Genomic DNA, 26,084 nt, shown 5'->3' with positions numbered 1-26,084 from the left:
CCTGCTGGAAAGTAATTTGAGTATGATCCTGCCAATTACAGGGGAGCGAAGATGGATATAACAGGTGCAATCAATGATCTACTGGAAGTGTTTGGAGGTCGTTATGGTTTGGTCGGGCTTTCCCTCAATAATGAGGGCGTGGCTGCACTCTGTTTTGACGAGCAACTGCAGCTCAGTCTGATCCTGGTACCGGAGCGTGACCAGCTGGTACTGCAGGTCGATGTGGCCGAGCTGCATCAGGTGGGTGAAGGGATTTTCCGTCAGTTGGCCAGTTTCAATCGTCACTGGTATCAATTCGATCTCCACTTTGGCTTCGATGAAGAGAGCCTGACAGTGCAACTCTATCGCCAGATGGCGGCAAGCCGACTGACCCTGGAGTATCTTGAAGAGAGTCTCGCCAGCATGCTGGAGCATGCCGAGTTCTGGCAGGAGTTGCTGCAACCCGGTGCTCGGGAGGCAGGCAGCAGTGATCAGGTGACGGGAGTGCGGGTATAACCATGAAAATTCAAGAATCACAACATGTCCTGTCTGCACAGAGGAGTGAACTGGACAAGGCTGGGTTATTTGCTGGCAAAACCATGAATGCACTCTCAGCAAGTTCGAACAAAGTCCCCCTGTCAGCGCAACTGCAGCGCTACTTTCCTCTAAATCAGGTACAGGAGTTGGCGCTCCAGCGGCTGCAACAGGGGGAACATACCCATCTGTCTGATCGCCGGATCCGGGTGTTATGAGAGGCCTGCTGGCGCTGATACTGCTAGCCACGCTAGCCGGTTGTGTCACCACACCGGAGCGCAAGCCATCGCTACAGCAACTCAAGGGGGAGGTGCATTTCGCTGAGACCTTGCCCCGTCCGGCCATGGTGGAAGTCGCCGTGCTGAGCGTGATCGAGGGGCGTCCGTTGCAGGTGGCTGCTACCCGCTATGAGGTGTCCATGTTGCCATTGATGTTTGATTTGCGATTGACACCCTTGCAATTAGCCGAGGGGGAGCTCTATTTGCGTACCAGATTACGGTTTATTGATGGCTCTGCGATACAGGCCATGAATCAGCAGAAAATTTTTAAGATTTTTAATGGCGAGAAAAAGGTTGTTCAATTGCAGCCTAAAACTTGTTATCCATTATGTCAGTAGATTCAACCTGAAATGAAATGAGATATTAATCAATGGCTTGTTTGTTTTTTATTTAACGGCAAACGTTTCTTTTTGTAACGAAGTATCTTTTCGTGTGATCTATTTGGTAGGTAAAACGTTTAAGCAATAGATAAATAGTGCGTTAACTCTAATTTTTGTCTGGTTTTTCTGTTTGCGCTTGTTGTAGGATTTGCATCCATTTCAATGGTGATTAATTCGATATCCACCTTGTGATGCATTCATCAATAAAGTAATAAATAAAAATAAACGCCAATATTAAAACACCCAAGAGAAGCCTGCTTCTGGAGGTGTTACTGGTACTACACGCAGATTCAGGAAAACACAATATGAAGGGTATTACTACCACAGAGAAGGGCGATATGGCCCTGCTCCAGTGGTGCATGTCTGCTTTCAACGTCGTTGAGCATCCGCAAGAGGGTATCTATATTCTTCTTGAAGGATCGATCAAGTGGCAAGACTGTACCGATACCTATGAACTATCCCCCAACGAACTCCTGTTCGTGCGCCGTGGCAACTACGCGGTCTGTACCGGTGACGGCCCCTGCCGCCTGCTTTGGCTTCCTCTTTCAAACGTTTTTTTGCAAGGCTTCTTGCAACGTTTCGGTTCACTGTTGAGTGAAGTTCCACGGCTGGAGGCGCTGGCCCTCACGCTGTTGCCGTTTCAGTCATCTCCCTTGCTGACCCAATGCATTCAGGGACTGCTTGGTTTAACCGAGCACGAACACCCCCCTGCACTGGCCCAATTGCGCACCGAAGAGTTGCTGTTTCTGCTCGCGTTTGGCGAGCAGGGGCCTCAATTGATGTCAATATTACGCCAGCAGAGCAATCGTCAGGTCGAGCGGTTGCAACACTTCATGGAAAAGCACTATCTGATGGAGTGGAAACTGAGTGAATTTGCCAAAGAGTTTGGCATGGGGTTGACCACCTTCAAGGAGCTGTTTGGCTCGATATATGGTGTTTCTCCGCGCGCCTGGATCAGTGAACGGCGGGTTCTCTTCGCTCATCAGTTATTACTCAATAGCGAAATAAGCATCGTCGATATTGCGATGGAGGCCGGTTTCTCCAGCCAATCCTATTTTACCCAGAGTTATCGACGTCGTTTTGGCTGTACCCCAAGCCGTGCCAGACATGGCACAGATTAACGCCGGACTAAAATAATCTGACGTTTTTTATAAGCCGCGGAGTGAGGCAATGGATAGAATAGCCAGCATATCGCAACACCATCCCATTACTGCCCGCGGCAAGATGAGCAAGGCATAGCATGAGTCAGCAAGATCACCTTTCACCTAACCAGAGCCTGTTTGCAGGTCGTCGGGTTACCGTTGTCCAGCCAGATACCCTGAGTCGGGATCGTCTGGTCGGCCAGCTGTCGGTGCTCCGTTATCAGGATGCCTGCGTGGTCACCTCACAGCAGATGGCTCTGTTGCAACGGCTGGTGCCAAGAACCCGGCTGGAGAGCCTGCTCGGCTCCATCTGGTTTCGGCGTCGTCTGGATGCCGCGCTGGCGGTCTCACGGGAGGAACTGCAACAGATCCTGCGGCTGGCGGGTAGCGAGCGCTGCGACTGGATGCAACAGCTGGGAGATCGCATCAATCTGGCCGATCGCCCCTTGTTGTGGCACTGGGTGCTCTATCCCTTGCACCGTTGGTGGGTACAGCGTCTGGAACCGCTCTACGGCGCCTGGCTCAACGAGCTGGAGCAACTGCAGGTGATGCGGCGACAGCTCAATGCCCAGGCCGTGTTCTGGCAGACAGTGGTCGAGGTGCCGGCGGATCTGGAGAGCCGGATCGCCGGCCAGCTTGAGCAGTTGAGTCAGCGCGAGCAGGAGCTTGTGCAATTGCAGGCCGATTGCGAGGCGCGTCTCCAGCTTGCCTGGCCCGCCTGGTATGCGCAAACGAGCAAGGAGGGAGATCCGGATCAGCTGATGCCGGTGCCGCTGGAGCTCGAGGTGTTCTGGCGCGCCCTGCAGGCGCTACCCCACCAGGACGACGTGGCCATTACGTTGCACGAGTGGCTGGTCGATCGGGGTATTGCCCTGGGTCAGGATCACTTCTACTGGCAGCCTGCCGAGCCCTAGATAGCCCGAGGAACTATGCAAACTTTACTGAATCGATTGGCCGCAACCCTTGGCCAAGGCCCTTTTATCGCCGATGCACAGGGAAAATATCATCTGCGGCTCGATGGTTACCCTCTCTTTCTAACCCCGAGAAGCGGTGAATTGCTGTTGAGCACCCCCCTTGCGAGCAGCCGAATGAGCGGGGCCGAGGCCCATGATCCGGCGCTGCTCAAGTGCCTGTTGCAACAGGTGGTGGCCTGGGGCCGTCATACCCCTCACGCCCTGGTGCTGGACGAGCTTGGCAATCTGCAACTGGAGGCGCGACTCGCGCTGGAGTGGCTCGACGAGCAACAGCTGGCAGAGCGGCTGAGTCAGCACATAACCCTGCTGGAGCGGCTGGAACCCCAATTGACCGAGGCCGCGCTGGCCCCCCAATGGAGACAGATGATATGGCACCCTTGAGCGTGCAACCCTTGCTGCGCCCCCTGTTGTGGCTCTGCCTCGCCGTGATGCTGTGGCAGCGTCCCGCTATGGCTCAGGAGCTGGACTGGGTGCCCATGCCCTATAGCTATGTGGCAGAAGGGGAGAGTCTGCGCGATGTGCTGGTCAACTTCGGTGCCAACTACGAGGTATCTGTGGTGGTCAGCGACAAGGTCAACGACTCGGTCAACGGCCAGTTCGAACATGACGAGCCGCTCGCCTTTTTGCAGCAGCTTTCTTCCCTCTACAACCTGGTCTGGTACTACGACGGCAATGTGCTCTATGTCTTCAAGAACAGCGAAGTGCAGTCCCGTCTCATCAATCTGGAGCAGACCGGCGCCGCCGAACTGAAGCAGGCGCTGCAGCGTGCCGGGATCTGGGAGCCGCGTTTTGGTTGGCGCCCCGATGCCGATAACCGGCTGGTCTATGTCTCGGGCCCGCCCCGTTACCTTGAGCTTATCGAGCAGACTGCGGTGGCGCTGGAACAGCAGTCCCAACTGCGCAGCGAGAAGACCGGGCCGCTGGCCATCGAGATCTTCCCGCTCAAGTACGCCTCGGCCACCGACCGCTCTATCCAGTATCGTGATACCGAAGTGGCGGCACCCGGTCTGGCGACCATTCTGGCCAAACTGCTCAGCGATGCAGGGGTGCAGATGGTCAACGGTGAGGGTAACGAGAAAGAGGGGGCGGTGGCCTCCGGCCAGGCCATCGTGCAGGCCGACCCTTCCCTCAACGCGGTGATCGTGCGTGATGCCCCGGAGCGGATGGAGATGTACCGTAAGCTGATTGCGGCGCTGGACAAACCGGCGGCCCGTATCGAAGTGGCGCTCTCCATCATCGACATCAATGCCGAGGATCTCTCCCAGCTGGGGGTGGATTGGCGGGTGGGGATCCGGACCGGTTCCAACCAGCAGGTGGTCATCAAGACCACCGGCGATCGTGCGGGGATCGAAGGAGGCGCAGCGCTCGGTAGTCTGGTTGATTCCAAGGGGCTCGACTATCTGCTGGCTCGGGTCAATTTGCTGGAGAACGAGGGTAATGCCCAAGTGGTCTCCCGTCCGACTCTGCTGACCCAGGAAAATACCCAGGCGGTGATCGACCACAGCGAAACCTACTACGTCAAAATCACGGGTGAGCGGGTGGCTGAGGTGAAGCCAATAACCTATGGCACCATGCTGCGGATGACCCCGCGGGTGATCCAGATGGGTGACAGGCCAGAGGTTAGTCTGAGTCTCCATATCGAGGATGGCAACCAGAAGCCAAACAGTTCTGGCATCGACGGGATCCCGACCATCAGTCGTACCGTGGTTGATACCATAGCCCGGGTCGGCCATGGCCAGAGTCTGCTGATCGGCGGTATCTACCGTGACGAGATGAGCGAGAGCCTGAGCAAGGTGCCCTTCCTCGGCGACATCCCCTATCTGGGGGCGCTGTTTCGCAGCAAGAATACCCAGACCCGTCGTTCGGTGCGGCTCTTTATCATCGAGCCGCGACTGATTGATGACGGTATCGCCCACTATCTGGCCCTCGGCAATGGTCAGGATTTGCGAGCCGGTATGCTGGGGGTTGATGAATTTTCCAACCAGAGCCTCTCCCTTGGCAAGGTGCTGGGTGCTGCCCAGTGTCAGCCGCTGGCTGCGGCGAGGGAAGTGCAGCAACTGTTGCGTCAGGGGGGCAAGAGCTCCTTCCTTACCCAGTGCCAGATGGGTGACGAGCAGGGGTGGCGTCTGGTCGAAATGAACAAGGATCAAAAATGTACACCGGCCGTCAGCTCGTGTGTGCAGGCGGGCAATGAGGGCGCAACCCGATGAGCTGGAAGTGCCGCGTATATCGCGGGCTCAACCGCGGGGTAGAAGTTCCTCTGCCGGAGGGGCGTCTGGTTATCGGCTCCGATCCCCTCAAGGCCGATCTGGTGCTGGTGGATGAAGGGATGGCCGCCGAGCATCTGGTACTGCTGGTGAGTGGTGGAGGGATCACTCTGCAAGCCTGGGCGGACGGTATTACCCCGACTCAGGACGGTGTTGCCCTGACCGCGGGAGAGACGCTCAGGGCGGGGACGCGCCTGGAGGCAGGCCCGCTGCTCTGGAGCTTCTGTGACAACAGTCGTTCGCTACCCGAACAGCTTGAGGCTCTGGCGGCGGTGGTTACTCCTTCTCGTGCGCCGCGGCGGCGGGCAGCGGGCGCCGATGTCTGGATGGGGGCCCTCTGCCTGAGTCTGGTGGTCGCCGTGGTCTTGCTGCTCGGCTCGGGCTGGTGGCATGGCGCCGACGAGAACGAATCCGCCCGCAGTGAGCAGGCATTGAAGCGCTTTCTGGCCGCACCAAACTACCGTCAGGTGGTGCTGAACAGCAGTGATCCCGAGCTGTGGCAACTCTCGGGTTACGTCGATGAGAACAGCGTGCGTCTTGCCTTGCAGCAGTACCTCGACAGCAACAGTTTCACTTATAAGCTGGAGCTGCGCACCATGGAAGATCTACGGCAGGGGGCCGGTTTTATCTTGCACAAGCTGGGTTATGAACAGTTGCATATCCGCAATGGCAAGGAACCCGGCTGGCTCAAGCTGAGCGGTGAAATTCAGAGACAGGATGACAAGCTGGTCTCTATAGAATCACTACTCAAGCAGGAGGTTCCCGGTCTGCTGGGGGTTGAGAATCAGATACAGATTGTCGGGGCCTATCGCAAGCGCCTCGATGTCTTGCTACAGGAGCAGGGGCTGGCTGGGGCATTGCGGGTGCGTGAGACGAGTGGACGACTCGAACTCTCCGGCCAGCTGGATGAGCGCCAACTTGGCCAGTTTCAGCAGGTCAACCAGCTGTTTCGCCGGGAATTTGGTTCTCATCCGGTACTTGAGTTTAACAACCTGAGCCGCACTTCACGTCAGGAAGAGCTGGAGTTCGAGGTGCGCAGTGTTTCGTTTGGCCGGATGCCCTATGTGATCCTCGCTGACAATCAGCGCTATCCGGTCGGGGCCGCAACTGCCAGCGGGGTGCGAGTGCTGGCCATTCGCCGCGATGCGGTGGTTGTGAGCAAGGGCAAGCAGCAATATATCGTCAAGTTAAAAGGAGCCGAGCGGCATGATGACCAGTTTGGAAGCGAGACTGTCCGGCGCTGATCCTGTCTTTACCCGCGAGCTGCATGACCAGCTTGTTCAGGCGCAGGGAGAGGTGAAGCGACAACTGCTGCGCGGGGGAACCCCGCTGCAGTATCGGGAGTGGCAACAGCAGGGCGACGCCATCGAGGCGGGGCTCAAGATCATTGATAAAATAGAGGAGAACTATTATGCCTAGTGAGCGTTTTTTTATCGACGGGGGCACCAGTAACAATACATTGGACAGTATTGCCAAGGCGTTGAAAGATCAGGCAAATGAGAGTAACCAAGGCGTCAACAAGGCCATCGATGACATGAAGGCTAATCCGGACAACCCGGCCTTGCTGGCCGAGTTGCAGCACAAGATCAACAAATGGTCGGTGATCTACAACATCAACTCCACCGTGACTCGGGCCATGAAAGACCTGATGCAGGGTATTTTGCAGAAGATTTGATGATGAACACTCAACTCAAGCGACAGCTGGCCGAGCTTGCCTTGGCTGGTACCGGCCACCATTGCCACCAGGAGGCGGCTACCATCGCCAACTGGCTGGCGGATGAATCCGAGATGGCGGAGTGCGTGACGCTCATTCGCCTCTCCTCTCTGATGAACCGGGGGGATTATCAGGCCGCTTTGCTGCTCGGTGGCGAGCACTGCACGCCGGATATCGAGCCCTGGCTGGCTCTGTGCGAGTGGCGGCTTGATCAGCAGGATGCGCTGGCTGCACGGTTGCTGCGACTGGAACAGAGTGATCAGCCAGCTTTGCAGCAGTTTGCCGCAGGCCTGCGTGAGCAGATGGCGTCATGAAAATTGAGGGCAGCGATCGGCCCGGGGGGCAGCAGCCACTGTATCAACCCCTCCCTCCCGAGCCCATGGCCCAACGCTGGTTAGAGCAACTGCTGGTCAAGGCACCCGAGCCGGACCAGACGCCATCTGCCAAGCGTGAACGGCTCTGGAAGATCTACCAGCAGGGTGACAAATCGGCGCCGGAGATTGGCAAGCAACTTTTTGCCCCGGTCACCAGCAAGCTGATCGCGTGTTTTGGCAAGCGTCAGCCGCCTGTGGTGGATGCCATCGATCTGCCGGAACTGCGAGCAACCATGCGGGAGTTTGATCCTTTGGCATCGCGGCGGGAGAAGGTGTTGCTGAACTTGCTCGGTGAGCTCAGGGATGGACAGGGCAGAGTGCCCGTGGAGCATCAATTTCTCGATGCACTGGCCCGGCGCGAGCTGAGGACCCTGATCCCGATCAATGGCTTGGTGAACAATCTGATGCGCAATTCGCACAAACTTGATCTGGAGGCGTGATGGAAATTACACATTCTGCCCAGGCGGTGGTAACCAGCCTGGATGAGTTGAAAGCGGTGGATCTCTCCTCGCCCCATGTCGCCAGTTTTGAACAGGCGATGGGGAATACATCCCAGGGGATGGGGAGCTCCCTGCTCGGGGAGCTGGGAGAGTTGAAGCAGCAGTTTGTCGAGGCCAAGCAGAGCCTGCAAGCCGAGCTGGCGACCCCCGGGGATGACCCCAACAGCCTGATGCAGATGCAGTGGTCACTGATGCGGATCACCATGCAGGAGGAGCTGATTGCCAAGACAGTGGGCAAGATGAGCCAGAACGTAGAAACCCTGTTGAAGACCCAGTGAGGTAGTGTGAAGAGATCGATGCTGATGGGGGTGCTTGGCGCCTCGCTGCTGCTCAGCGGCTGCAAAGTGGAGCTCTATACCGGGGTCACTCAGAAAGAGGGCAACGAGATGCTGGCGTTGCTGCAGACCGAGGGGATCGCCTCGGACAAGCAGCCGGACAAAGATGGCCTTATCAAACTGCTGGTGGAGGAGTCCGACGTGGCGCAAGCCATCGAGACCCTCAAGCGCAAGGGGTATCCACGGGAGAGTTTCTCCACCCTGCAGGATGTGTTCCCCAAGGATGGCCTCATCTCCTCGCCGACCGAGGAGCGGGCTCGTCTCACTTATGCCAAGGCGCAGGAGATCTCCAATACCCTGTCGGAAATCGACGGCGTGCTGGTGGCTCGCGTTCATGTGGTGCTGCCGGAAGGCAATGAGGGGATCAGCAAGAAACCCTCGCCCGCCTCGGCCTCGGTCTTTATCAAGCATGCGGCGGATATCCAGCTCGATACCTACATTCCGCAGATCAAGCAGCTGGTCAACAACAGTATCGAGGGGCTCGCCTACGACCGGATCAGCGTGGTGCTGGTGCCCTCGGCGGATGTACGCCAGAGCCCGCTGATGCCGCGCAATACCTCGCTGTTCTCCATTGAAGTGAGCGAAGGTTCAAAATGGCGGTTGGGTGGCTTGATTGCCCTGTTGCTGGCGCTGGTGGTGACCAGCAACCTGGCGCAATACATGTGGCACCGGAGCCGGAGTCGCGGATGACGGTCGGTTTGACCCCCTATCAGCTGCGCTTTTGCCCGGCCAGTTACCTCCATGAGGCGCACCTGCCCTCATCCTGGGCGCGGGTGCCGGAGCTGCTGCCCGAGTGGCGGATGCTGCCAGCCAGTCATGGCGCCTTGCTCGAGGCGCTGGTGCTGGGGATTGGTTACGAGATGCCCGCGCCTCTGGGGGGATTGGCGCTCTTTCCCCAAAGCGAGCTGTTGCGGTTGTTGCGCCGTCTGGGAGCTGTGCTGCACGGAGAGGCGATCCGCCGCTGCCTGTTGGCACCGACGCTGCGCCAGATCATCGCCCTGCTGGGGGAGGAGGGGCACAGAGCCGTGCTCTCCCAACTCGACTTGTTGATCGGCCCCTGGCCCGCAGGTTGGCAACGGCCGCTGCCCACTCAGTTTGATGAGGGCTTGCTGGAGGAGGCTGGCTTGCAGTTCTGGCTGGCGGCGGCTGCAGAGGGCCACCCTGACTGGGCCCGCCGTCTCGCCCTGCGACTTCCCCCGGCGCCACCCGGGCCATCATGGACTCTGGCGGCGGATCAGCTGCCACTGGCCCGGGCGCTTTGTCTCAAGATTGCCAAACAGGTAACCCCCCAATGCTGCCATTTGTTGAAATAAAGAGTGACCATCTGCAACTGGCGCCAAGCCAGCGTATTTTGCGTAGCCAGGATTACCTCTCCTACCTGAGCGCGCAGGAGCTGGTAGAGGCCGCCCGGGCCCAGGCGGCCGATATCGTGGCCGAGGCCCGCGCCGTCTATGAAGAGCAGAAGAGCCTTGGCTGGCAAGCCGGGATTGACGAGGCCCGGCGCGAACAGGCGGTGCTGATCCACCAGACCCAGTTGCAGTGTCAGGGGTACTATCGCACCGTGGAGCAGCAGATGAGCGAGGTGGTGCTGCAGGCGGTGCGCAAGATCCTGCACGATTACGATCAGGTGGCGCTTACCCTCAAGGTGGTGCGCGAGGCACTCTCGCTGGTGAGCAACCAGAAGCAGGTGACGATACGGGTGCATCCCGAGCAGGTACAGGCGGTGCGCGACCAGATCGCCCGGGTGCACAAGGATTTCCCCGAGATCGGGTATCTCGAGATATCCGCCGATGCCCGCCTCGATCAGGGGGGCTGCATCCTCGAGACCGAGGTGGGGATCATCGATGCCAGCCTCGACGGCCAGCTGGAGGCGCTCTCCCTCGCCATGAGTTCGGCGCTGGAAAAGCGGGGTGAGCAGCAAGCGCGCATTGCGGAGGCAAGCGCGGAAGCCGGGCAGACCAAGGCGGGATAAACGCGGGATCAGAAAGTGGCAATCAGGGCGATATTGCGGGTGATTTGGTCCCGGACCTCCTGACATAGCATCTGAATATGGGGCTCATCGATCTTCTCGCGGGGGATATAAATGCCGATAGTCCCCTTGTTGTACTCTTCCCCCATTTGCAGCGGGCAGATACCGAAGCGGGAAAAATAACCAGCCATGCTCACCGGATAAGGCATGACTGCATTGCTGCTATTGATAATATCAATACTGGTGAGCAAGGAGTTGCTGCTGTAAATGATTTTGTCATTCAGCTTCATAGCGGCGCGTTCCTGTTTTTTTCTCGCCAAGTCCTCGACCAGATGCAGATATTTTTCCTCATCCGGCGTCACCAGCAGGCTGGGATAATCCACCAGATCCTGTTTGCTGCATATTTTTCCTGTGAGGGGATGACCCGCTCTGACAAATATCCCATCGTGAGAAAGAAATAGCGGGATAAATATCAGACTGTAATTTTTGGCCAGCCCGTGAATTTCATGTCCGAGAAACAGATCGATATGATTGCCCAACAGCAGATCGAGCAGGCGCAGATGGTTGCCGACTTCAATGTTGATGGCGCAGGATGGGTTGGCCTGCTGATAGCGGGCGGTGACAGGTTGCAATACCGGTTGCCACCACGCATGTCCGGTGCCCACATTTAGCGGTCGCGCGGTGCGCTCGCGCAGGCTGGCCAGCTGCCTGAGGGTGTCATCGTAGATCCGCTGCATCACGCGCGCCTGCTCCAGCAGCAGCTCTCCGGCTGCGGTAAGTGTCACGCCGCCCGCGTGTCTGACCAGCAAGGTCGTTCCCAGACTCTCCTCAAGTTTTTTCATGTTGTGTGTCAGCGTCGGCTGGCTGAGCCCCATTTGCCTGGCAGCCAGACTGACATTTTTGCGGGTGGCCACTTCAATAAATTGTCTTAGATGCTTGTCCACTAATATGGTATCCGGTCATAAGCGGGTGGTGCGCCAAGCTAGTGTAATCACCCAGGGCTGTCAATTATCCCCCTTCACTGACTGGCTATTTTTATGTGGCTCCCTTCACGTTGTATTCAATTCATTTTTACCACCTGATAGCCGGTTTGGTGCGGGGGATCACGTAATTTCATCTGGTTATAGATGTTATCTATGCCGATGGTGACGTGGTCTATTTTTCTGGCGAATGCTGACCACGTAGACTGGCAAAAACGGTTTTACTCAATGCTGTTTCAATAACAAAACAAAAAAGTAACGAAGGGAAAATATGAAAATTCGTCCATTGGCTTTATCCGTAGCGTTATGCTGCGGCGGGGTTCTTTTGTCCGGTTGTAACGACAGCTCATCCAGCGGTAGCGATAACGGGGTCAAACCGGAGGTGAAGGCGCCCTGGGATTTTGATCTCTATATGGTTGGCGAATTTAGCGGCTGGGGCCGTGAGGACAAGTTCAAACTGACCTTCAAGGATGGGGTCTATCGTCTGGACAACCTGAAGATGAACTCGGGTATGTCCCCGTTCAAAGTGGCTGGCCCCGAGTGGACCAAATATCCCGATTTCTCTGCGGATTCCCGCAAGGAGACCAGCATCTTCCCCGGTCAGGTCTATCCCATGTACTACCAGAACAACGGGCAGAACAACCGTCTGGTGGTGACAGAAAAGGGGTTGCTCGACATTCAGGTCAAGGTGACTAATGCCGATCTGGCTGCACCGGCCATCGAGTTCTCCATGGTGCGTGATGACCCCAATTACAGCGAGAGTCTCTATCTGAAAGGGATTGATGGCAATCTGGAGCCTGTCCTGCAGATGGTCTATCAGGGGGACAAGCAGTATGTGATGGTGGCCAAGCTGACGGCGGGTGAGCACAAGATAAAGATCGCCTCCGCGCAGGAGGGGATCGGCTTTGGGCTCAATGGCATCATTGCATTGAACAACCCGGTCAAGATGCAGCGCTGCGATGCCCAGTGCCAGCTGGCAACAGTGCGGGTGGACCAGGAGGGGTATTACAAGTTCCTGCTAGATGCCAGCCAGGATGAGAATGCCCCCCTGTTGCAGGTTAGCGTCGCCGGAGAGGGAGACCTTGGCATGATCAATCCTCATGAAGGACATGAGCTGATCGAGAAGCGCGAGTATGAGACCTATAAACCCGGGGTGACGGAAACGGCTACCTTCTCGGTCAAGCGGGCCAGTGATGAGTATCGTAGCTATGCGCAGTCGACCACTCAGGAGTTGCGTGATCCGGGCGAGAACTTTACCACCTATCAGGAGCTGTCCGATCTGCCCCGCTTGCGCTCCGGCAACATGGTATTTGATGCCCTGTTTGCACTGGCCGCTCACGAGATGCGCCAGAACAGCGTGGCTCAGGTCAAGGATGGCAGTTACAACGGGGGACAGGCGATCCCGTGTGACTGCTTTGAAACCGGCGCCAAGTGGCATTACGTCTGGACGCGGGATCTCTCGTACGCCACCGATCTGGGACTGGGAGTGCTTGATCCCATGCGTGCGCGCAACTCCCTGCAATTCAAACTCTCTGATTTCAGAGCCGAGCTGACAAGCGATCTGGACAGCTTGATCCCGCAAGGACGCCAGATCATCCAGGATACCGGTACCGGGGGCAGCTGGCCCATCAGTACCGACCGCATGAGCTGGGCCCTGGGGGCCGAGCGGGTGCTGGCCGCCCTGCCTGATGCCGAGCGCAGTGCGTTCTTGCCCGAGGTGTTTGAAGGACTGAGCAACACCATAGAGAGTGATCGTCTGGCCGCCTTCGATAACGCAGATGGTCTCTATGTCGGCGAGCAATCCTTCCTCGATTGGCGCGACCAGACCTATGCCAAGTGGATCACCGCCGATATCGCCCACATCGGCATGAGCAAGTCTCTCTCCACCAACGTGACCCACTATCAGGGGTTGCTGCTGGCGGCGCGGGTGGCGGGTGAACTGGGGCGTGATGAGCTGGCGAGCCGCTATAGCCAGTGGGCGGGCGATCTGAAACTGGCGATTAATCGCGCTTTTTGGCTGGCGGACGAGAAGATGTATGCCAGCCTGATCAACACCACTACCGATCAGAGCCCGGCCTACAAGTTCGATCTGCTGGGGGAATCCCTCGCCATTCTGGCCGGTGTTGCCGATGAGGCGCAGGCCAAAGAGATCATCAGTCGCTATCCCATGGGCCCTTATGGCGCGCCGGTCTACTTCCCGCAGCAACCCGATATGCCGGTTTACCATAACCGCGCCATCTGGCCCTTTGTCTCCGCCTACGGGCTGAAGGCGGCGGCCATGGTGCAGAACGTTGCCGTGGTCGATCACCATATCGACTCCCTGATGCGCGGCGCCGCGCTGAACCTCTCCAACATGGAGAACCTCGAGTGGCTCTCCGGCCAGCCCTCCCTGATGGATCTGACCCATCCCGATTTGACCGGGCCGGTGATCAACTCCCAGCGCCAGCTCTGGTCTGTCGGGGGCTACCTTGGCATGGTGACCGACACGGCCTTCGGCTACAAAGTGGAAGAGGGAGGGATCCGGATCAAGCCGTTTGTCACCGCTCACCTGCACAAGCTGATGGGGGCCAAGCCCGAGGCCGCGCTCAAGGGGCTCAACTACCGTGGCAAGCAGATCGATATCGTGCTGCACCTGCCGGAGCTGGGCGGGGAGGGCAGTTACTATCCGGTGCGCGGGATTACCCTCAATGGTGCCCCGGTGGGGGAGCAGATCAGTGAAGGGATGCTGGCCGCCAGCAACCGGATCGAAGTGACGCTCGGTGCCGCCGTGGCTGATGATCAGGGGATCCGACTGATCAGGGATGTGGCGCCGCTGGATGTCGAGAACCGGCAGGTGTTTGCACCGACCGAGCCGACCCTGCTCGGGGTTAGCGAGCAGAGTGGCAAGCTGGTCGTTGCCCTGCAGGACAATGTCAACAAGGGGGCGCTGAGCTACAACATCTATCGGGATGGCAAGCAAGTGGCCTTCGGGCTGGATCGTGCGACCAGCTGGGTCGACGACATGGTGTTACAGCCGGGCCTGGCCTATTGCTACAGTGCCGAGGCGGTCTATCCGGAGTCCGGCAACCGCTCCCATCATGCCAAGCCGGTTTGCTATCAGCCTGCGCTGCAACGTATCGCCATCGATGCGGCCAACGTTTCCCATACTGGCAGCGTGAGCGCCGCCGACGGGGCCATTCCTGTCCCTTACCTCAAGGATTGGGGCCGCCCCGACGACAGCTTGCTGGTACAGGGGGTCAAGCTCGATGGCAAGCGCGCCATTCGCCTGCAATACAGCAATGCCCAGCATGCCATCAATCTGGGGGTGACCAACGGGGTGAAACGGATCTCGGTGGTGCGTGGTGGCCAGGTGGTCGCCAGTGGCGTGGTGCAGATGCCCCATGTGATGAAAGAGGGCGACCTCAAACCGCTGCGTGACTCGACGCCTTTCGTGGTGGATCTGCCCGCTGGGGAGTATGAGATCCGGGTCAGCGATTTCTACAACATGAGCTATCTGAAGGCGAACGACACCTACAACGATGCAGGGGGTCAAAAGGGAGCGGTCAATCTGATCGATCTTGCCAGCATCACCGTCTCGGCCCGCTAAGCGGTCAAATAGAACGGCCAAACAAAACCGCCCCGGAGATCCGGGGCGGTTTTTTTATTTAGCGGTACCGAGATGAGCCGTGGGCGACATAAGGGCTCAGCGATAGCGGCCACGTACCGAGCTACTGGCGCGACCGGCCATCTTGATCAGGCTCTGGCGGGTGTGCAGGTGGCAGAGCGCGACGCCGAGGGCATCTGCTGCATCCGCCTGCGGGGTGGCGGAGAGTTTCAGCAGATGGGTCACCATATGCTGCACCTGCTCCTTGGCGGCGCCGCCGGTGCCGACCACTGCCTGCTTGATCTGGGTGGCGGAGTATTCGCTCACCGGCAGATAGGCGTTGACCGCGGCGACGATGGCGCTGCCCCGGGCCTGCCCCAGCTTCAGGGCCGAGTCGGCGTTCCGGGCCATAAAGACCCGCTCGATGGCAAACTCGGTGGGTTTAAACTGGGTGATGATCTCGCATACCCCGTCATAGACCTGCTTGAGGCGCTCCGGCAGCTCGCCGCAATCGGTGCGGATGCAGCCAGAGCCCAAGTATTCGGCCTTGCCGCCCACGACCCGGATAACCCCGTATCCGGTGATCCGCGAACCCGGATCGATGCCCAAAATAATGCTCATGGGTGTTGATTGCTCTAAACGCGAGTGATAGCCGCCAAGATAGCAAACTGTGGCCAGTTTGGCTGCACACTGTATGTACGAACAGTAAAAAGAGGGCTTTAATATGACAAAAACGGCCCCGAAGGGCCGTTGCGTCATAACAGAGTGGTGTCAGGATCAGGCGGCGTGATGGATGGGGCTGGCCTGCGCCATTCCCTCCAGCTCGCCCGGGGCGAAGTTATCTACCTGGATCGCTTTGTAGCGCAGGGCATCGGCGGCCAGCAACTTGTCTGCCTCGTCCTTGCTCAGCACCGATTTGGCCAGAGCGGCTTCCACCAGTTCCGGCAGCGCCAGTTTGCGGGGCAGCTTGCCCTCTTTCTGGGCCTGAACCAGCTTCTTCTCGTAGGGCTGCACGGCGACCATGGCCTGGAAGGCACGCTCCATCAGACCGACCGGATCTGCCTCGTCTTTGCCGACGTAGCAGAGAGTGGTCAGACGGTCGCGGAACTCGCCCGGCTTCATCATGGCCAGACAGATGGCGTGGCAACGATCGTCTGCCGGCATCTTGTAACCGACGCCGAACGGGAACACCACGCGCTTGAGTACGGCACCCACCACCTTGTTCGGGAAGTTCTGGAAGAAGCCCTCGAACGCCTTGCCAATCAGGTAGAGGTTGCGCTCCACCGCGTACTGCACGAACGGCAGATCGGAGACCATGCGGCCCTGATCCTCGTAATGCTTGAGGGTTGCGGAGGCCAGGTAGAGGTGGCTCAGCACGTCACCCAGACGGGCGGAGATCATCTCCTTGCGCTTGAGATCGCCACCCAGCATCAGCATGGAGACGTCGGCGCACAGGGCCAGCCCTTTACTCATGCGGGAGAGCTGCTTGTAGTAACGGGCGGTTTCACCGGCCACTGGCGCGCTGTTGAACTGGCCAAGGGTCAGCCCCTGGAACAGGGAACCGAAGAAGTTGCCGGCGCCGAAGGCGATGTGCTTCATCAGCAGGGCGTCAAACTTCTCGAGACCGCGCTCCACATCGGTATCAGCCGCTGCTTCCAGCTCGGCAAAGACGTACGGGTGGCAGCGGGTGGCCCCTTGCCCGAAGATCATCAGGTTGCGGGTCAGGATGTTGGCCCCTTCCACCGTGATGGCGACCGGAATACCCATGTAGGCGTAGCCGGTGTAGTTTTTCGGGCCCAGCTGGATGGCACGACCGGCGTGAATGTCCATGGAGTCATCCATGATCTGGCGCGCCATCTCGGTCATGTGGTACTTGGAAATCGCGGTGATGATGGCCGGTGCCTGACCCAAGTCCAGCGAACCGGCAGTCATGCGGCGAGCCCCTTCCAGCTGATAGGTGAGACCACCGATGCGGGCCAGTGCCTCTTGCACACCTTCAAACTTGCCGATGGACATGCCGAACTGCTTGCGCACATAGGAGTAGGCGCCTACGGTGCGGCTCGCCATGTGACCGCAAGCGGTGCCCAGAGCAGGCAGCGAGATGCCGCGACCGGCGGAGAGGCACTCCACCAGCATGCGCCAGCCGCGACCGGCGTAATCCGGGCCGCCGATGATCCAGTCGAGCGGAATGAACACATCCTTACCGAAAGTCGGGCCGTTCAGGAACGCCAGACCCATGGGGTAGTGGCGATCGCCGACGCGCACGCCTGGGTGGCTGGTGGGGATGAGCGCGCAGGTGATACCCAGCTCTTCCTTGTCACCCAGCAGTTTTTCCGGGTCATAGAGTTTGAACGCCAGCCCCAGCACGGTAGCGCGGGGCGCCAGGGTGATGTAGCGCTTGTTCCAGTTGAGGCGAATACCCAGCACCTCTTCACCCTTGTGCATCCCTTTGCAGACGATCCCCTTGTCAGGAATGGCGCCTGCATCGGAGCCCGCCTCCGGCCCGGTCAGGGCGAAGCAGGGCACTTCCTTGCCGTTGGCCAGCCCCGGTAGCCAGAAATCTTTCTGGGCCTGGGTGCCGTAGTGCATCAGCAGCTCACCCGGGCCGAGAGAATTCGGCACCATGACGGTGACCGCCACGCTCAGGCTCTTGGTCGCGATACGGGTGACGATGGTGGAGTTGGCAATCGCCGAGAATTCGCGGCCGCCATAGGATTTCGGAATGATCAGGGAGAAGAAGCCTTCCTTCTTCAGATAGTCCCACACCGGCTCTGGCAGGTCTTTGGTTTCGTTGACGATCTTGAAGTCATCAACCATGGCGAGCAGGGTTTCGACCTGATTGTCGATAAAGGCCTGCTCCTCTGCGGTCAGCTCGGCCTTGCCGTAGCCGTGCAGTTTTTTCCAGTCGGGGTTGCCGCGAAACAACTCGCCATCCCACCAGACGGAGCCGGCTTCCATGGCCTCCCGCTCGGTAGCTGACAAGGGCGGCAGTATCTTTTTGAAGATGCCGAACACCGGACGGGTTACCACCTTTTTACGGATGGAGGGTACGCCGAGCACAACGGCTATCGCCAGCACCAGCAGGACAAGCAATGTGATCATACCGAAGTTCCTTCTATTTCACTGTTTCCGTTGATTTATTGTTGGTTGTTACACGGCCAGGGAGAGCCTGGTCGACTCCACGGGCGCCCCGACTCCGGACGCCAGATAAGGAATAACGTTGCGCACCAGCCCTTCCACATCGAGCTGCTGGCCAAAGTCGGCCAGGGCGATGTCGCGCAGGGCATCGGCAGAGGCCATGGTGAATACGACGGTGCCCAGGGTGAAGTGCAGGCGCCAGAAGAGATCCGCTGGCGACAGGGCCGGATTGGCCTTGGAGATGGCCTGGGTGATCCGCATCAGAATGGGGCCGTAGTGGGCGGTGATAAAGCGGCGCAGGTGGCCCTGGCTGTCGATATAGCCGCGCCCCAGCAGCTGCATGAAGATGGTCGGGCCGTTGGCCCGCACCGCCGAGAGTTTCATCAGCGGCTCGACAAAACTCTCAAACAGTTGCAGCAGGGTCAGCTGCTCTTGCTCCATCAGTACCCGCAGGCGGGCATCGAGATCCGGCATAAACAGACTCAGATAGCGGTCGAGCACCGCCTGGATCAGCTCCTTCTTGGAGCCGAAGTGATAGTTCACCGACGCCAGATTGACGTCGGCTTCACTGGTGATCAGACGCAAAGAGGTATCGGCGAATCCCCGCTCGGCAAACAGCACTTCAGCGGCGTCGAGAATACGGTTTTTGGTATCGATTTTACTCACTGGACACCTCACTTAAACGAATGTTTAAAAAGTACGTTTCATAACGTGAAGTGTCAAGAGAATGTGAACGAGTGTTAGCGGAATGTTTTTCGATGAAAAAAGCAAAGTGGGCGGAACTTAGTCAAAAAGCAGGACTCTATATCTATGCCACTGCAATTAAACATTAAGTCTCGCCCAACCTGCTCCATGCTAGTTGGGCCTTTTTTTTTTGCGCGTTTGTTACCGGTTTGCGGCTTGCAGGCAAAAAAAACCGCCGCAGGGCGCGACGGTGGGGAAAGTGAGTTCGCGTCATCCTGACGGCAAACTGTCGATGCGAGTTCAGGCATGTATCGACGGGGGCAGTATGCCAGCCAGAGTCCCTCAGACTATGTCAGTTTCGCGGTATTTTGTGACAAAGTGTGGCAAGCACTGGCGTGGCCCACGCTGCCGCTCTTTGCTATGCTGCCCTTTCAAAATATGAGGGGAGATAAGATGAAGTACCCGGTCGATACCCACACTCACACTATTGCCAGCACCCATGCCTACAGCACCATCCACGACTATCTGCCGATAGCCAGGGCCAAGGGGATCAAGCTGTTCGCCACCACGGATCACGGTCCCGAGATGGCTGATGCCCCTCATGTCTGGCACTTTGCCAACTTGCCGATATTGCCAAGAGTGGTGGATGGGGTAGGGATCCTGCGGGGTATCGAGGCCAACATCAAAAACCTCGACGGGGAGATCGATTTTCCCGAGCGCTATGAGTCGCGCCTCGACATGATCATGGCGGGCTTTCATGAGCAGGTATTCCCTCCCTGCGATCAGGCTACCCACACCCAGGCGATGATCAACGCCATCAAGAGCGGCCGGGTCGACATGATCAGCCACCCTGGCAACCCCGCATTTCCCATCGACATTCAGGCGGTGGTCAAGGCGGCGGCGGACTATCGGGTGGCGCTGGAGATCAACAACTCCTCCTTCATTCACTCGCGCCCGGGTAGCGAAGGCAACTGCAGTGCCATAGTCGAAGCCGCGCGAGATCTGGGGGCCTATCTCACCTTCGGCTCCGATTCCCACGTGGCATTTACTCTTGGCGATTTTGACCACTGCCACCGTCTGGTGACCGAAGCGGGCTTCCCGCAAGAGCGGATCCTGGTGCGCTCCCCCCGCGCCCTGCTCGATTTCCTCGAGAGCCGCGGTCGGGCCCATATCCCGGAGTTTACCGATCTGTAAATCGCGCTCTAACACTATGAGCCAACTCATAAAATTGAGTTGGCTCGATTGACACGCCGGTCATTTTTCATGAATGTGGATAGCAACAAGCCGGTATAGCTACAGTTGGTAGAGCAGCGCATTCGTAATGCGAAGGTCGCAGGTTCGACTCCTGTTTCCGGCACCAAATTTTATCAACAAAAACAGTGGTTTGTGTGTTGCAGTTTGATGCGTTACTGAGCGTTGGAATGCAGCATTTAGCTGATCCAGTGTGGCAAAATTGTGGCATGCCACACTGGCCTGATAGCGGCGAATGACGCTTGCCAGTGCATGACATAGCAAAACACTGCTGGTAGACTTCATTTCGTCACGTAACATCGGACGACAGGCACTAATTCTTTATACCCTCAAGGCCGGGCATGGTGCCGCTCAGGTCAATTACCGATTAGCTAACCGGCACAGCTATTCGATGACCCTTGCCGCCTTGATGGGTTATGACCATGAAACAAACCTCTATTACCACCTCCAGCGTGGTACTTTTGACTGTTGAGCAATTGGCTCTCTGTCTGCATAAATCCGTTGCTAGCATCCGTAGTGACGCGACTCGCAACCCTTGTTCACTTCCCCCAATCTGCCGTTTACCAGGAACCAAGCGTTTGCTCTGGCGTGCTGAAGATGTTGAGCTTTGGCTTGCTGAACATGTCATTAGCCAAGGTTTGGATGACCGACCTGTTAAATCGGCAAATATGCCTCGGCGTGGCCGGCCAACCAAAGCCGAGCAGCTAGCACGACAAAAGTCACAGAATTCAAACGCTAAGAGGTAAGCCATGGCTCTTGACCTACTAGCTGCGTTTGAACAGGAGCCGCCGGCTCTTGACTTCATATGGTCTGGATTTTTGGCCGGTACCGTGGGAGCACTGATCGCACCAGGAGCAACAGGTAAAAGTTTTTGGGCATTGCAGGCCGCAATGGCTGTGGCTTGCAAAGAGTCTGATGGCGATCTGTTGCAACTACGTCCGACCCGTTCGGGTCGAGTGATCTATATGGCTGGTGAAGATCCGGCGGCAGTGCTTAGTCATCGCGTCCATGCGCTTGGCAAACATCTATCGCCCAAAGCGAGGGCCTCTATTGCCACAAACCTCGCATTGGAACCGATGATGGGGGTGAGTTTAGATCTGATGAATCCGGACTGTTTCAAGGCTCTGATACAGCAAGTAGATGGTTATCGCCTTGTTGTTCTCGACACTCTCAGCCGTATGCATCAGATGGACGAAAATAGTAACGGGGACATGTCTCAGCTGATTACCCGACTTGAGTCGCTGGCCGCAAATACGGGGGCTGCGGTGCTCTATTTGCATCATGCCAGCAAGGGGAGCGCCAGGGATGGCAGTCTTGATCAGCAGCAGGCAGCCAGAGGCGCATCAGCGTTGATTGATAACATCCGATGGTGTGGTTACATCGTGCGGATGGGGGAAGAAGAAGCAAAGCAGCTAACCGAGATTCAACGCAGTAGTACACCCATCGGAAACTCTCGACGCAGCGCGTTTGTGCGCTTTGGGGTCTCCAAGCAGAACTATGGCACTGCGATCAAAGATCAATGGTTTGAACGCCAGGAAGGGGGCGTATTACATCCGGTACAACTCATGGAACCTCCCCAGGCGCGAGAGCGAAGGAGGTTTGCTCATGGCTATTGAACTTACCCACGCGCGCCATGATCCGATGCACTGCCTTGCTCCTGGTCTATTCCGCAGTTTAAAGCGAGGGGAGAGAAAGAAGCTAAAGCTGGATGTGACGTATAGCTATGGACAGAACCAAAGCGCTCGTTTTATTGGTTTTGAGCCGTTAGGGGCTGATGATATGCGGCTGCTACAAGGGCTGGTTGCTCTATCCGGCCCCAAGGGCTTTATTCTGACCTCTGCGCCATCAGCAGCTATTCCTAAGCGACTTCGTTTGGCCTTAGCATCGGAGTTTGATAGTGCGGACTGCCGTTGCTTGGTGGTGCAGTCTCGTATCACTCAGCTACTGGAAGAGATTGGTCTATGCAAGAGCGGCAGAAACCTTAAAACCCTAAAGGCTAGCCTGATCAGGATGTCCAATGTCACTGTTGTCATTCAAGGCGACTCTCGCTGTGCATCTTTCCACCTGATGAGCCATCTCTTTGATGAGGATGATAACGCGCTATACATCTGCTTGAACCCACAGATTGCAGAAGCCGTTCTCGGTGGGCGGCCACATGCTCGCATCGATATGAATGAAGTGCGTAGCCTCAAGAGCGATCCTGCTCGATTGATCCATCAACGCCTATGCGGGTGGATCGATCCTGGCAAATCAGGACGCGCGTCCTTGGATACTCTGTGCAATTACATCTGGCCGGATCCTGCGATTGCTGATGCGATGAGAAAACGTCAGCAGATTGCCCGTAGAGCCGTGGGTGAGCTGTTTACGATAGGTTGGTTGGTAACTGAATATCGAAAAGACATGTGGGAGATCCGCAGGCCACGGAACAGATCTTTGGAGTAAATGTAGTGCACTATCATTCCCAAACTGGTGCACTAACGTTCCCAACTGGTGCACTTTCATTCCCATGGATTGGTCTTAAAATCTCTACAAAACATGTAGTTAAGGTGTTTTTGGAAAAGTGATCCAAGATTATCCATAAGATAATCCACTAGACACAGGCCCTTGCAGCCCTTGGACGGGTTGCAAGGGCCACAACTGAGATTACCCACCTCGTTAATAGACCTAGTTGTCTAAGTTGGTCATCTGGTCTTTTTATCTGTAGCAGGCTGTTTATTTTCGGATTGAGTGGGGATCGTCACGCTATCAATTTGGGGGGCTACGCCGGAACCACAGAAAATTCTGCCGGTAAACCTCTAAGCTGATGTTTCCGTCTACATTCCTTATCCGACATGGTTTTTCGTGCGCTTTCCACTCACTTCTGAGCTTGTTTTTGCCCTGATATGGACGGTGTCTGGAAACAACTGTTTACCGTCAACCTTCGCCAGTGCTGGCTTTGCGGGCCAGACGGAAAAATCTGGGATTCCGGCTTAGAACCCCAAATTGCACTGTCCCGCCAGGCAGTATCCCTGATCATGGAGTACCTGCAGCTGGCCGGCCGGGAGTACGCTCACAAGAGCGAAGCGGCCCTGTTCGGTTGTTTTGGCCGGCATCAGACAGCCCTCAAGCGCGGCGCCCCACTCTCCGTCAAGACGATAGAGCGGATCTTTGCTAGGGCTCACGAGGTGCTGGCTCTCTCCTCGATGGGGATTGCGCCGTGGACAGGTCACAGTGCCCGGGTCGGCGCCGCCCAGGATATGGCTGCGTCTGGCTGTACGATCCTGCAGATCATGCAGGCCGGCCGCTGGGGTAGTGAGGCGATGGTGCTGCGCTACTGCAGGGATATCCTGGCCAGCGAGGGGGCGATGGCGATGCGTCGGGCTGGCCGGGTGTAGGTCAAGTGAGTTAAGGATAATCCCCGGTGAGTTTGCTTAACTCACCGGGCTGGCCAAGGAGTGGGATAAGAGAGAGGGCGCCAATATGGCGTCCTTCAATTAGAAATGGTAACTGTTCAGCTTGCGCTGCTTTATCCTGCTCACAATTTTCTTAGCGCCCTCTGGCTTAGATCGCCTCATTTTCCCAGGGCTTTCAAGATGTAGAGATTTGCATCCACCATGAAACCTATACGTGGCCAACGCCTGGCGAGTTAGCAGCGCCTTCAGTGCAGACCAGTGGCTGGTTCTCTGCATGTAGACAGGTATGGCGGGGTCAATCCAGCCGGCCAGCCAGGCAATCTTGTCGATGGCTTGTGCTATCGAGATAACAGTGTGGCGAGGGTGGCGCGGGGTGAAGCCAGCAGCACCTGAGCTGTTAAACTCGGGGATTCTCCAGATCGCGTCGTGGTGCCCAACACGATTTCTAATGTCTCTGATTCTGTAAAGAAGGTTGGTAAGATCTTGTTTGAACTGTGGATCTCCGAAATTTAGGCCCTGCTGGAGGGGTGCGTGAGGGAATGCGGCGGACAGAATGTCGTACTGTAAGTTGGGGTGCAGCCTTGAGTGAGAGACGTGATCAAGGGAGGCGATGAGGTTTTCCCAGAATCCAAACGGAAGTGCTGCAACTATGTCATCTGGAGTGGCGGCCGGCTTTTTGGTTATCACGCTCTGCACGTTCTGGATGCTCTGCACCGCCATGCGGTGAAGGGGTGTTATAAACGGTTTTAATGGGTTGGGCGCCGGGTTAGGGCGCGGTATCATCCAGTTGAAAGAGTCTGCTTGTTGGTTGCTGTAGTGGAGTGAGAGTGAACGATGCAAAGCATTGCGAAGGGTTATTTCGAAGTCACCCAGTATGGGCAGTAGGCCGGAGGAAACAGCCTGAGCCCAAGCGTAACAGCCTAGTAAATCGTCATCATCTTTTGTTCTGAAAAAGTGTCTAACAGTGGCCAGGCGTTGCTGGGTCAGATGGCTTAGCATAAAAGACCTTGTTCTGGAGTTTTAAAGTGCATATAATAACTTATATAGACACAGGGTTTTCTGGAAACAGACGTGCCCTTGTAACTTGAGGCCAAAGCCCGCTACTTGCGGGCTTTGTCCTATCTGGAATTCAGCGCGAATGAAAAAGGGTGCCATCATGGTACCCTTTCTCAATTCAGCGGTGGGGTGAACACGCCATTTTTGATGAGGGTGTTCCATATGGTTTTCATCGCCTGGCCAGTCTCCTGAGTAACAAACAGGGATGACCTGCTTCCGGCCGGGGAACCCATAAGGTAGTCCTTCATATCCTCCCAAGTCTCAGGGCATTGGGCAGTTGGCCAGTGAGGAAGCTCTTTTAGTAGCATTTTGGGGATGGCGACAGAGGAGGGGATCGGTCTGCTTGGCTCTAGGCCACAAAGCCACTCAAAGCGGATCAACATCGGAGTGGCACTCAGGTTGTATAGAGGGATTCCTATCTCTTCTGCCTCAAAGTACCCGTCAGGATGGCTAAGGGCTGCAGCGGCGTTCAGCACTGTTTTGGTGGCGTGGCTATAGGGGCAGGTGATGATAGCGTTCGCCAGGTAGATCGTATGATCAAGCCCGTGATACCCGATGTCTTCGCATGGTGCTGTTCGCGCCCAATCACGTATGCCGGCGTATTTGTTTGGCAGATCAACTATTGGGTGCCAGACGGGATATGAATCTACTACTGGCCCATAGTCTTCGATCAGTTTGAGCACCAGCTCCTTGGCATCTGCCCTCTGCGCCGGGTTTCCATCTGATGGGGTGAGATACCGAACAGCCCGTTCCGTCCCTCGCTGAATCTCGTCGTTCGCTCTAAATGCCATTTTACGCACCTCCAATTGACCATAAAACAAACCAATTAAGCATGAGGTTACGATCTTATGCCTAAGTAGTCAATATCGTGCGTGATTTTGATTGTTTGTGCAAAAAGCAAGGGCGCCGATGTGGCGCCCTTGCCTCATTCATCAAGCCCCAGCGATCTCATTAGGGCCTCGCCGTTCTCTAAGGCCTGCTTCTCCCCTATGGCATAGGCGCGGGTAGGCTTCTTAGCCAGTTCTATGGCGCTGGCCAGCTCTTCATGGTTGCCTATGAACGTGGGGCGATCCCATGCGCCGCCATCGAGGCATCGAACATCCCAGTGCCCATTGCTATTCCATTGCAGGTACGGTTGGCGCCACCACAGTATCATTTCTTCGGGTTCACGCTCGTCGTGCTTGATGTCTCTGGCTGGTGGATTGGTCGGGTTGACCGGTATCCCGTCTATGACGCCAGATAGCTTGGCCGGTTCAATGGCCAGGGCGGCCTCAAGGGTGATCGCAGTAAAGGACATCGCTTGCCCTCCGTGTTGATTGATTGGTTCATCATTGCAGCTGGCCAGCCTGGTGTCACTGGTGTCCGCCCTATTCCGTGCTGCCCTTCTCGTTCTTGCCGGCGGCAGCCTCACTTGGCTTGCCTTCTTGTTTGCTGAGTGTGGTCTTATCCCAGCGATCCTCTGGGTGAGGTGTCCTGACAAGATCGGACAGTCCCGGATCAAGCAGCCTGAGCAGTTCTCCAATACCTCTTGTTAAACTCCGCCGGGCTGACATT

Annotated in this window: 29 protein-coding genes and 1 tRNA gene; 22 read left to right on the top strand and 8 right to left on the bottom strand. The window is 57.0% G+C overall.

The features are described 5' to 3' along the window. Window positions 1–51 precede the first annotated feature (51 nt). The 16 genes from ACW5W8_RS07285 (at window position 52) to ascL (ending at window position 10,449) form a co-directional block, all read left to right on the top strand. A complete protein-coding gene (locus tag ACW5W8_RS07285; RefSeq protein WP_498627118.1) occupies window positions 52–495 on the top strand; it encodes a type III secretion system chaperone in 444 nt (147 codons plus the stop codon). A gap of 2 nt (window positions 496–497) precedes the next feature. Further along, entirely contained in the window at window positions 498–731 is a 234-nt protein-coding gene (locus ACW5W8_RS07280) for a T3SS regulon translocated regulator ExsE family protein (protein WP_498627116.1), read from the top strand. Further along, window positions 728–1,129: a YscW family type III secretion system pilotin gene (locus ACW5W8_RS07275; protein WP_498627115.1), complete on the top strand. Its 402-nt coding sequence runs from the start codon at window positions 728–730 to the stop codon at window positions 1,127–1,129. Before ACW5W8_RS07280 ends, ACW5W8_RS07275 begins: the two co-directional genes overlap by 4 nt. Before the next feature lie 347 nt (window positions 1,130–1,476). Then, on the top strand, window positions 1,477–2,292 hold the full coding sequence (locus tag ACW5W8_RS07270) for a helix-turn-helix transcriptional regulator (protein WP_498627114.1): 816 nt from the start codon (window positions 1,477–1,479) through the stop codon (window positions 2,290–2,292). Between the two features lie 119 nt (window positions 2,293–2,411). Next, window positions 2,412–3,227 (top strand): T3SS regulon anti-activator ExsD domain-containing protein, encoded by an 816-nt coding sequence (locus ACW5W8_RS07265; protein WP_498627112.1) that lies wholly within the window; start codon window positions 2,412–2,414, stop codon window positions 3,225–3,227. Window positions 3,228–3,242: 15 nt separating this feature from the next. Next, entirely contained in the window at window positions 3,243–3,668 is a 426-nt protein-coding gene (locus ACW5W8_RS07260) for a YscB family type III secretion system chaperone (protein ID WP_498627111.1), read from the top strand. Beyond that, a complete protein-coding gene (gene ascC, locus ACW5W8_RS07255; protein WP_498627110.1) occupies window positions 3,641–5,497 on the top strand; it encodes a SctC family type III secretion system outer membrane ring subunit AscC in 1,857 nt (618 codons plus the stop codon). The genes ACW5W8_RS07260 and ascC overlap by 28 nt, the downstream gene beginning before the upstream one ends. Beyond that, a complete protein-coding gene (gene sctD, locus ACW5W8_RS07250) occupies window positions 5,494–6,798 on the top strand; it encodes a type III secretion system inner membrane ring subunit SctD (RefSeq protein WP_498627109.1) in 1,305 nt (434 codons plus the stop codon). Before ascC ends, sctD begins: the two co-directional genes overlap by 4 nt. Next, the gene (locus ACW5W8_RS07245; protein WP_498627107.1) at window positions 6,761–6,973 is read left to right on the top strand and encodes an EscE/YscE/SsaE family type III secretion system needle protein co-chaperone; all 213 of its coding nucleotides are present in this window, start codon (window positions 6,761–6,763) and stop codon (window positions 6,971–6,973) included. Before sctD ends, ACW5W8_RS07245 begins: the two co-directional genes overlap by 38 nt. Beyond that, the gene (sctF, locus tag ACW5W8_RS07240) at window positions 6,966–7,229 is read left to right on the top strand and encodes a type III secretion system needle filament subunit SctF (protein ID WP_498627106.1); all 264 of its coding nucleotides are present in this window, start codon (window positions 6,966–6,968) and stop codon (window positions 7,227–7,229) included. Before ACW5W8_RS07245 ends, sctF begins: the two co-directional genes overlap by 8 nt. After that, window positions 7,229–7,582, top strand: a complete 354-nt coding sequence (locus ACW5W8_RS07235; protein WP_498627105.1) for a YscG family type III secretion system chaperone — start codon at window positions 7,229–7,231, stop codon at window positions 7,580–7,582. Before sctF ends, ACW5W8_RS07235 begins: the two co-directional genes overlap by 1 nt. Further along, on the top strand, window positions 7,579–8,082 hold the full coding sequence (locus ACW5W8_RS07230) for a YopR family T3SS polymerization control protein (protein ID WP_498627103.1): 504 nt from the start codon (window positions 7,579–7,581) through the stop codon (window positions 8,080–8,082). The genes ACW5W8_RS07235 and ACW5W8_RS07230 overlap by 4 nt, the downstream gene beginning before the upstream one ends. Then, complete coding sequence (gene ascI / locus ACW5W8_RS07225; RefSeq protein WP_498627102.1) at window positions 8,082–8,420, top strand: SctI family type III secretion system inner rod subunit AscI; 339 nt, start codon at window positions 8,082–8,084, stop codon at window positions 8,418–8,420. Before ACW5W8_RS07230 ends, ascI begins: the two co-directional genes overlap by 1 nt. Before the next feature lie 6 nt (window positions 8,421–8,426). After that, complete coding sequence (gene ascJ / locus ACW5W8_RS07220) at window positions 8,427–9,167, top strand: SctJ family type III secretion inner membrane ring lipoprotein AscJ (protein WP_498627101.1); 741 nt, start codon at window positions 8,427–8,429, stop codon at window positions 9,165–9,167. Then, window positions 9,164–9,790, top strand: a complete 627-nt coding sequence (locus ACW5W8_RS07215) for a SctK family type III secretion system sorting platform protein (RefSeq protein ID WP_498627099.1) — start codon at window positions 9,164–9,166, stop codon at window positions 9,788–9,790. Before ascJ ends, ACW5W8_RS07215 begins: the two co-directional genes overlap by 4 nt. Beyond that, window positions 9,769–10,449: a SctL family type III secretion system stator protein AscL gene (ascL, locus tag ACW5W8_RS07210; protein WP_498627098.1), complete on the top strand. Its 681-nt coding sequence runs from the start codon at window positions 9,769–9,771 to the stop codon at window positions 10,447–10,449. Before ACW5W8_RS07215 ends, ascL begins: the two co-directional genes overlap by 22 nt. Before the next feature lie 8 nt (window positions 10,450–10,457). On the opposite strand, the gene ACW5W8_RS07205 is transcribed toward ascL, so the two are convergent. Continuing rightward, complete coding sequence (locus tag ACW5W8_RS07205) at window positions 10,458–11,390, bottom strand: LysR family transcriptional regulator (protein ID WP_498627096.1); 933 nt, start codon at window positions 11,388–11,390, stop codon at window positions 10,458–10,460. A 520-nt stretch (window positions 11,391–11,910) separates the two neighbouring features. On the opposite strand from ACW5W8_RS07205, the gene ACW5W8_RS07200 reads away from it, so the two are divergent. Beyond that, complete coding sequence (locus ACW5W8_RS07200) at window positions 11,911–15,012, top strand: glucosidase family protein (protein ID WP_498627169.1); 3,102 nt, start codon at window positions 11,911–11,913, stop codon at window positions 15,010–15,012. A gap of 96 nt (window positions 15,013–15,108) precedes the next feature. On the opposite strand, the gene ruvC is transcribed toward ACW5W8_RS07200, so the two are convergent. From ruvC to psrA, 3 genes are all read right to left on the bottom strand, one after another. Continuing rightward, window positions 15,109–15,630 carry a crossover junction endodeoxyribonuclease RuvC gene (gene ruvC / locus ACW5W8_RS07195; RefSeq protein ID WP_005334512.1) on the bottom strand — a complete coding sequence of 174 codons (522 nt, stop codon included), beginning with the start codon at window positions 15,628–15,630 and terminating at the stop codon, window positions 15,109–15,111. A gap of 156 nt (window positions 15,631–15,786) precedes the next feature. After that, window positions 15,787–18,111: an acyl-CoA dehydrogenase gene (locus tag ACW5W8_RS07190; protein WP_498627094.1), complete on the bottom strand. Its 2,325-nt coding sequence runs from the start codon at window positions 18,109–18,111 to the stop codon at window positions 15,787–15,789. Window positions 18,112–18,159: 48 nt separating this feature from the next. Next, window positions 18,160–18,813, bottom strand: a complete 654-nt coding sequence (gene psrA / locus ACW5W8_RS07185; RefSeq protein ID WP_498627092.1) for a TetR family transcriptional repressor PsrA — start codon at window positions 18,811–18,813, stop codon at window positions 18,160–18,162. A 471-nt stretch (window positions 18,814–19,284) separates the two neighbouring features. Between psrA and ACW5W8_RS07180 the strand changes: the two genes are divergently transcribed. From ACW5W8_RS07180 to ACW5W8_RS07160, 5 genes are all read left to right on the top strand, one after another. Then, window positions 19,285–20,025 (top strand): phosphatase, encoded by a 741-nt coding sequence (locus tag ACW5W8_RS07180; RefSeq protein WP_498627091.1) that lies wholly within the window; start codon window positions 19,285–19,287, stop codon window positions 20,023–20,025. A gap of 89 nt (window positions 20,026–20,114) precedes the next feature. Then, window positions 20,115–20,191 (top strand) — tRNA-Thr (locus ACW5W8_RS07175). Window positions 20,192–20,831: 640 nt separating this feature from the next. Then, window positions 20,832–21,698, top strand: a complete 867-nt coding sequence (locus ACW5W8_RS07170) for a helicase RepA family protein (protein ID WP_461853967.1) — start codon at window positions 20,832–20,834, stop codon at window positions 21,696–21,698. Beyond that, window positions 21,688–22,524: a replication protein C, IncQ-type gene (gene repC / locus ACW5W8_RS07165; protein WP_323916711.1), complete on the top strand. Its 837-nt coding sequence runs from the start codon at window positions 21,688–21,690 to the stop codon at window positions 22,522–22,524. Before ACW5W8_RS07170 ends, repC begins: the two co-directional genes overlap by 11 nt. Window positions 22,525–22,964: 440 nt before the next feature. Beyond that, on the top strand, window positions 22,965–23,456 hold the full coding sequence (locus ACW5W8_RS07160; RefSeq protein ID WP_498627090.1) for a tyrosine-type recombinase/integrase: 492 nt from the start codon (window positions 22,965–22,967) through the stop codon (window positions 23,454–23,456). 99 nt (window positions 23,457–23,555) lie between these two features. On the opposite strand, the gene ACW5W8_RS07155 is transcribed toward ACW5W8_RS07160, so the two are convergent. From ACW5W8_RS07155 to ACW5W8_RS07140, 4 genes are all read right to left on the bottom strand, one after another. Further along, a complete protein-coding gene (locus ACW5W8_RS07155; protein WP_498627089.1) occupies window positions 23,556–24,473 on the bottom strand; it encodes a hypothetical protein in 918 nt (305 codons plus the stop codon). 170 nt (window positions 24,474–24,643) lie between these two features. Then, a complete protein-coding gene (locus tag ACW5W8_RS07150) occupies window positions 24,644–25,321 on the bottom strand; it encodes a hypothetical protein (RefSeq protein WP_498627087.1) in 678 nt (225 codons plus the stop codon). A gap of 134 nt (window positions 25,322–25,455) precedes the next feature. Continuing rightward, window positions 25,456–25,827 carry a hypothetical protein gene (locus ACW5W8_RS07145; protein WP_139737368.1) on the bottom strand — a complete coding sequence of 124 codons (372 nt, stop codon included), beginning with the start codon at window positions 25,825–25,827 and terminating at the stop codon, window positions 25,456–25,458. A gap of 70 nt (window positions 25,828–25,897) precedes the next feature. Then, window positions 25,898–26,084: hypothetical protein (locus ACW5W8_RS07140; protein WP_498627085.1), on the bottom strand; the 187-nt coding region annotated here is incomplete at its 5' end.

This window comes from Aeromonas aquatilis, from assembly GCF_054052405.1.
This window is presented reverse-complemented; position numbering and strand designations above follow the sequence as displayed.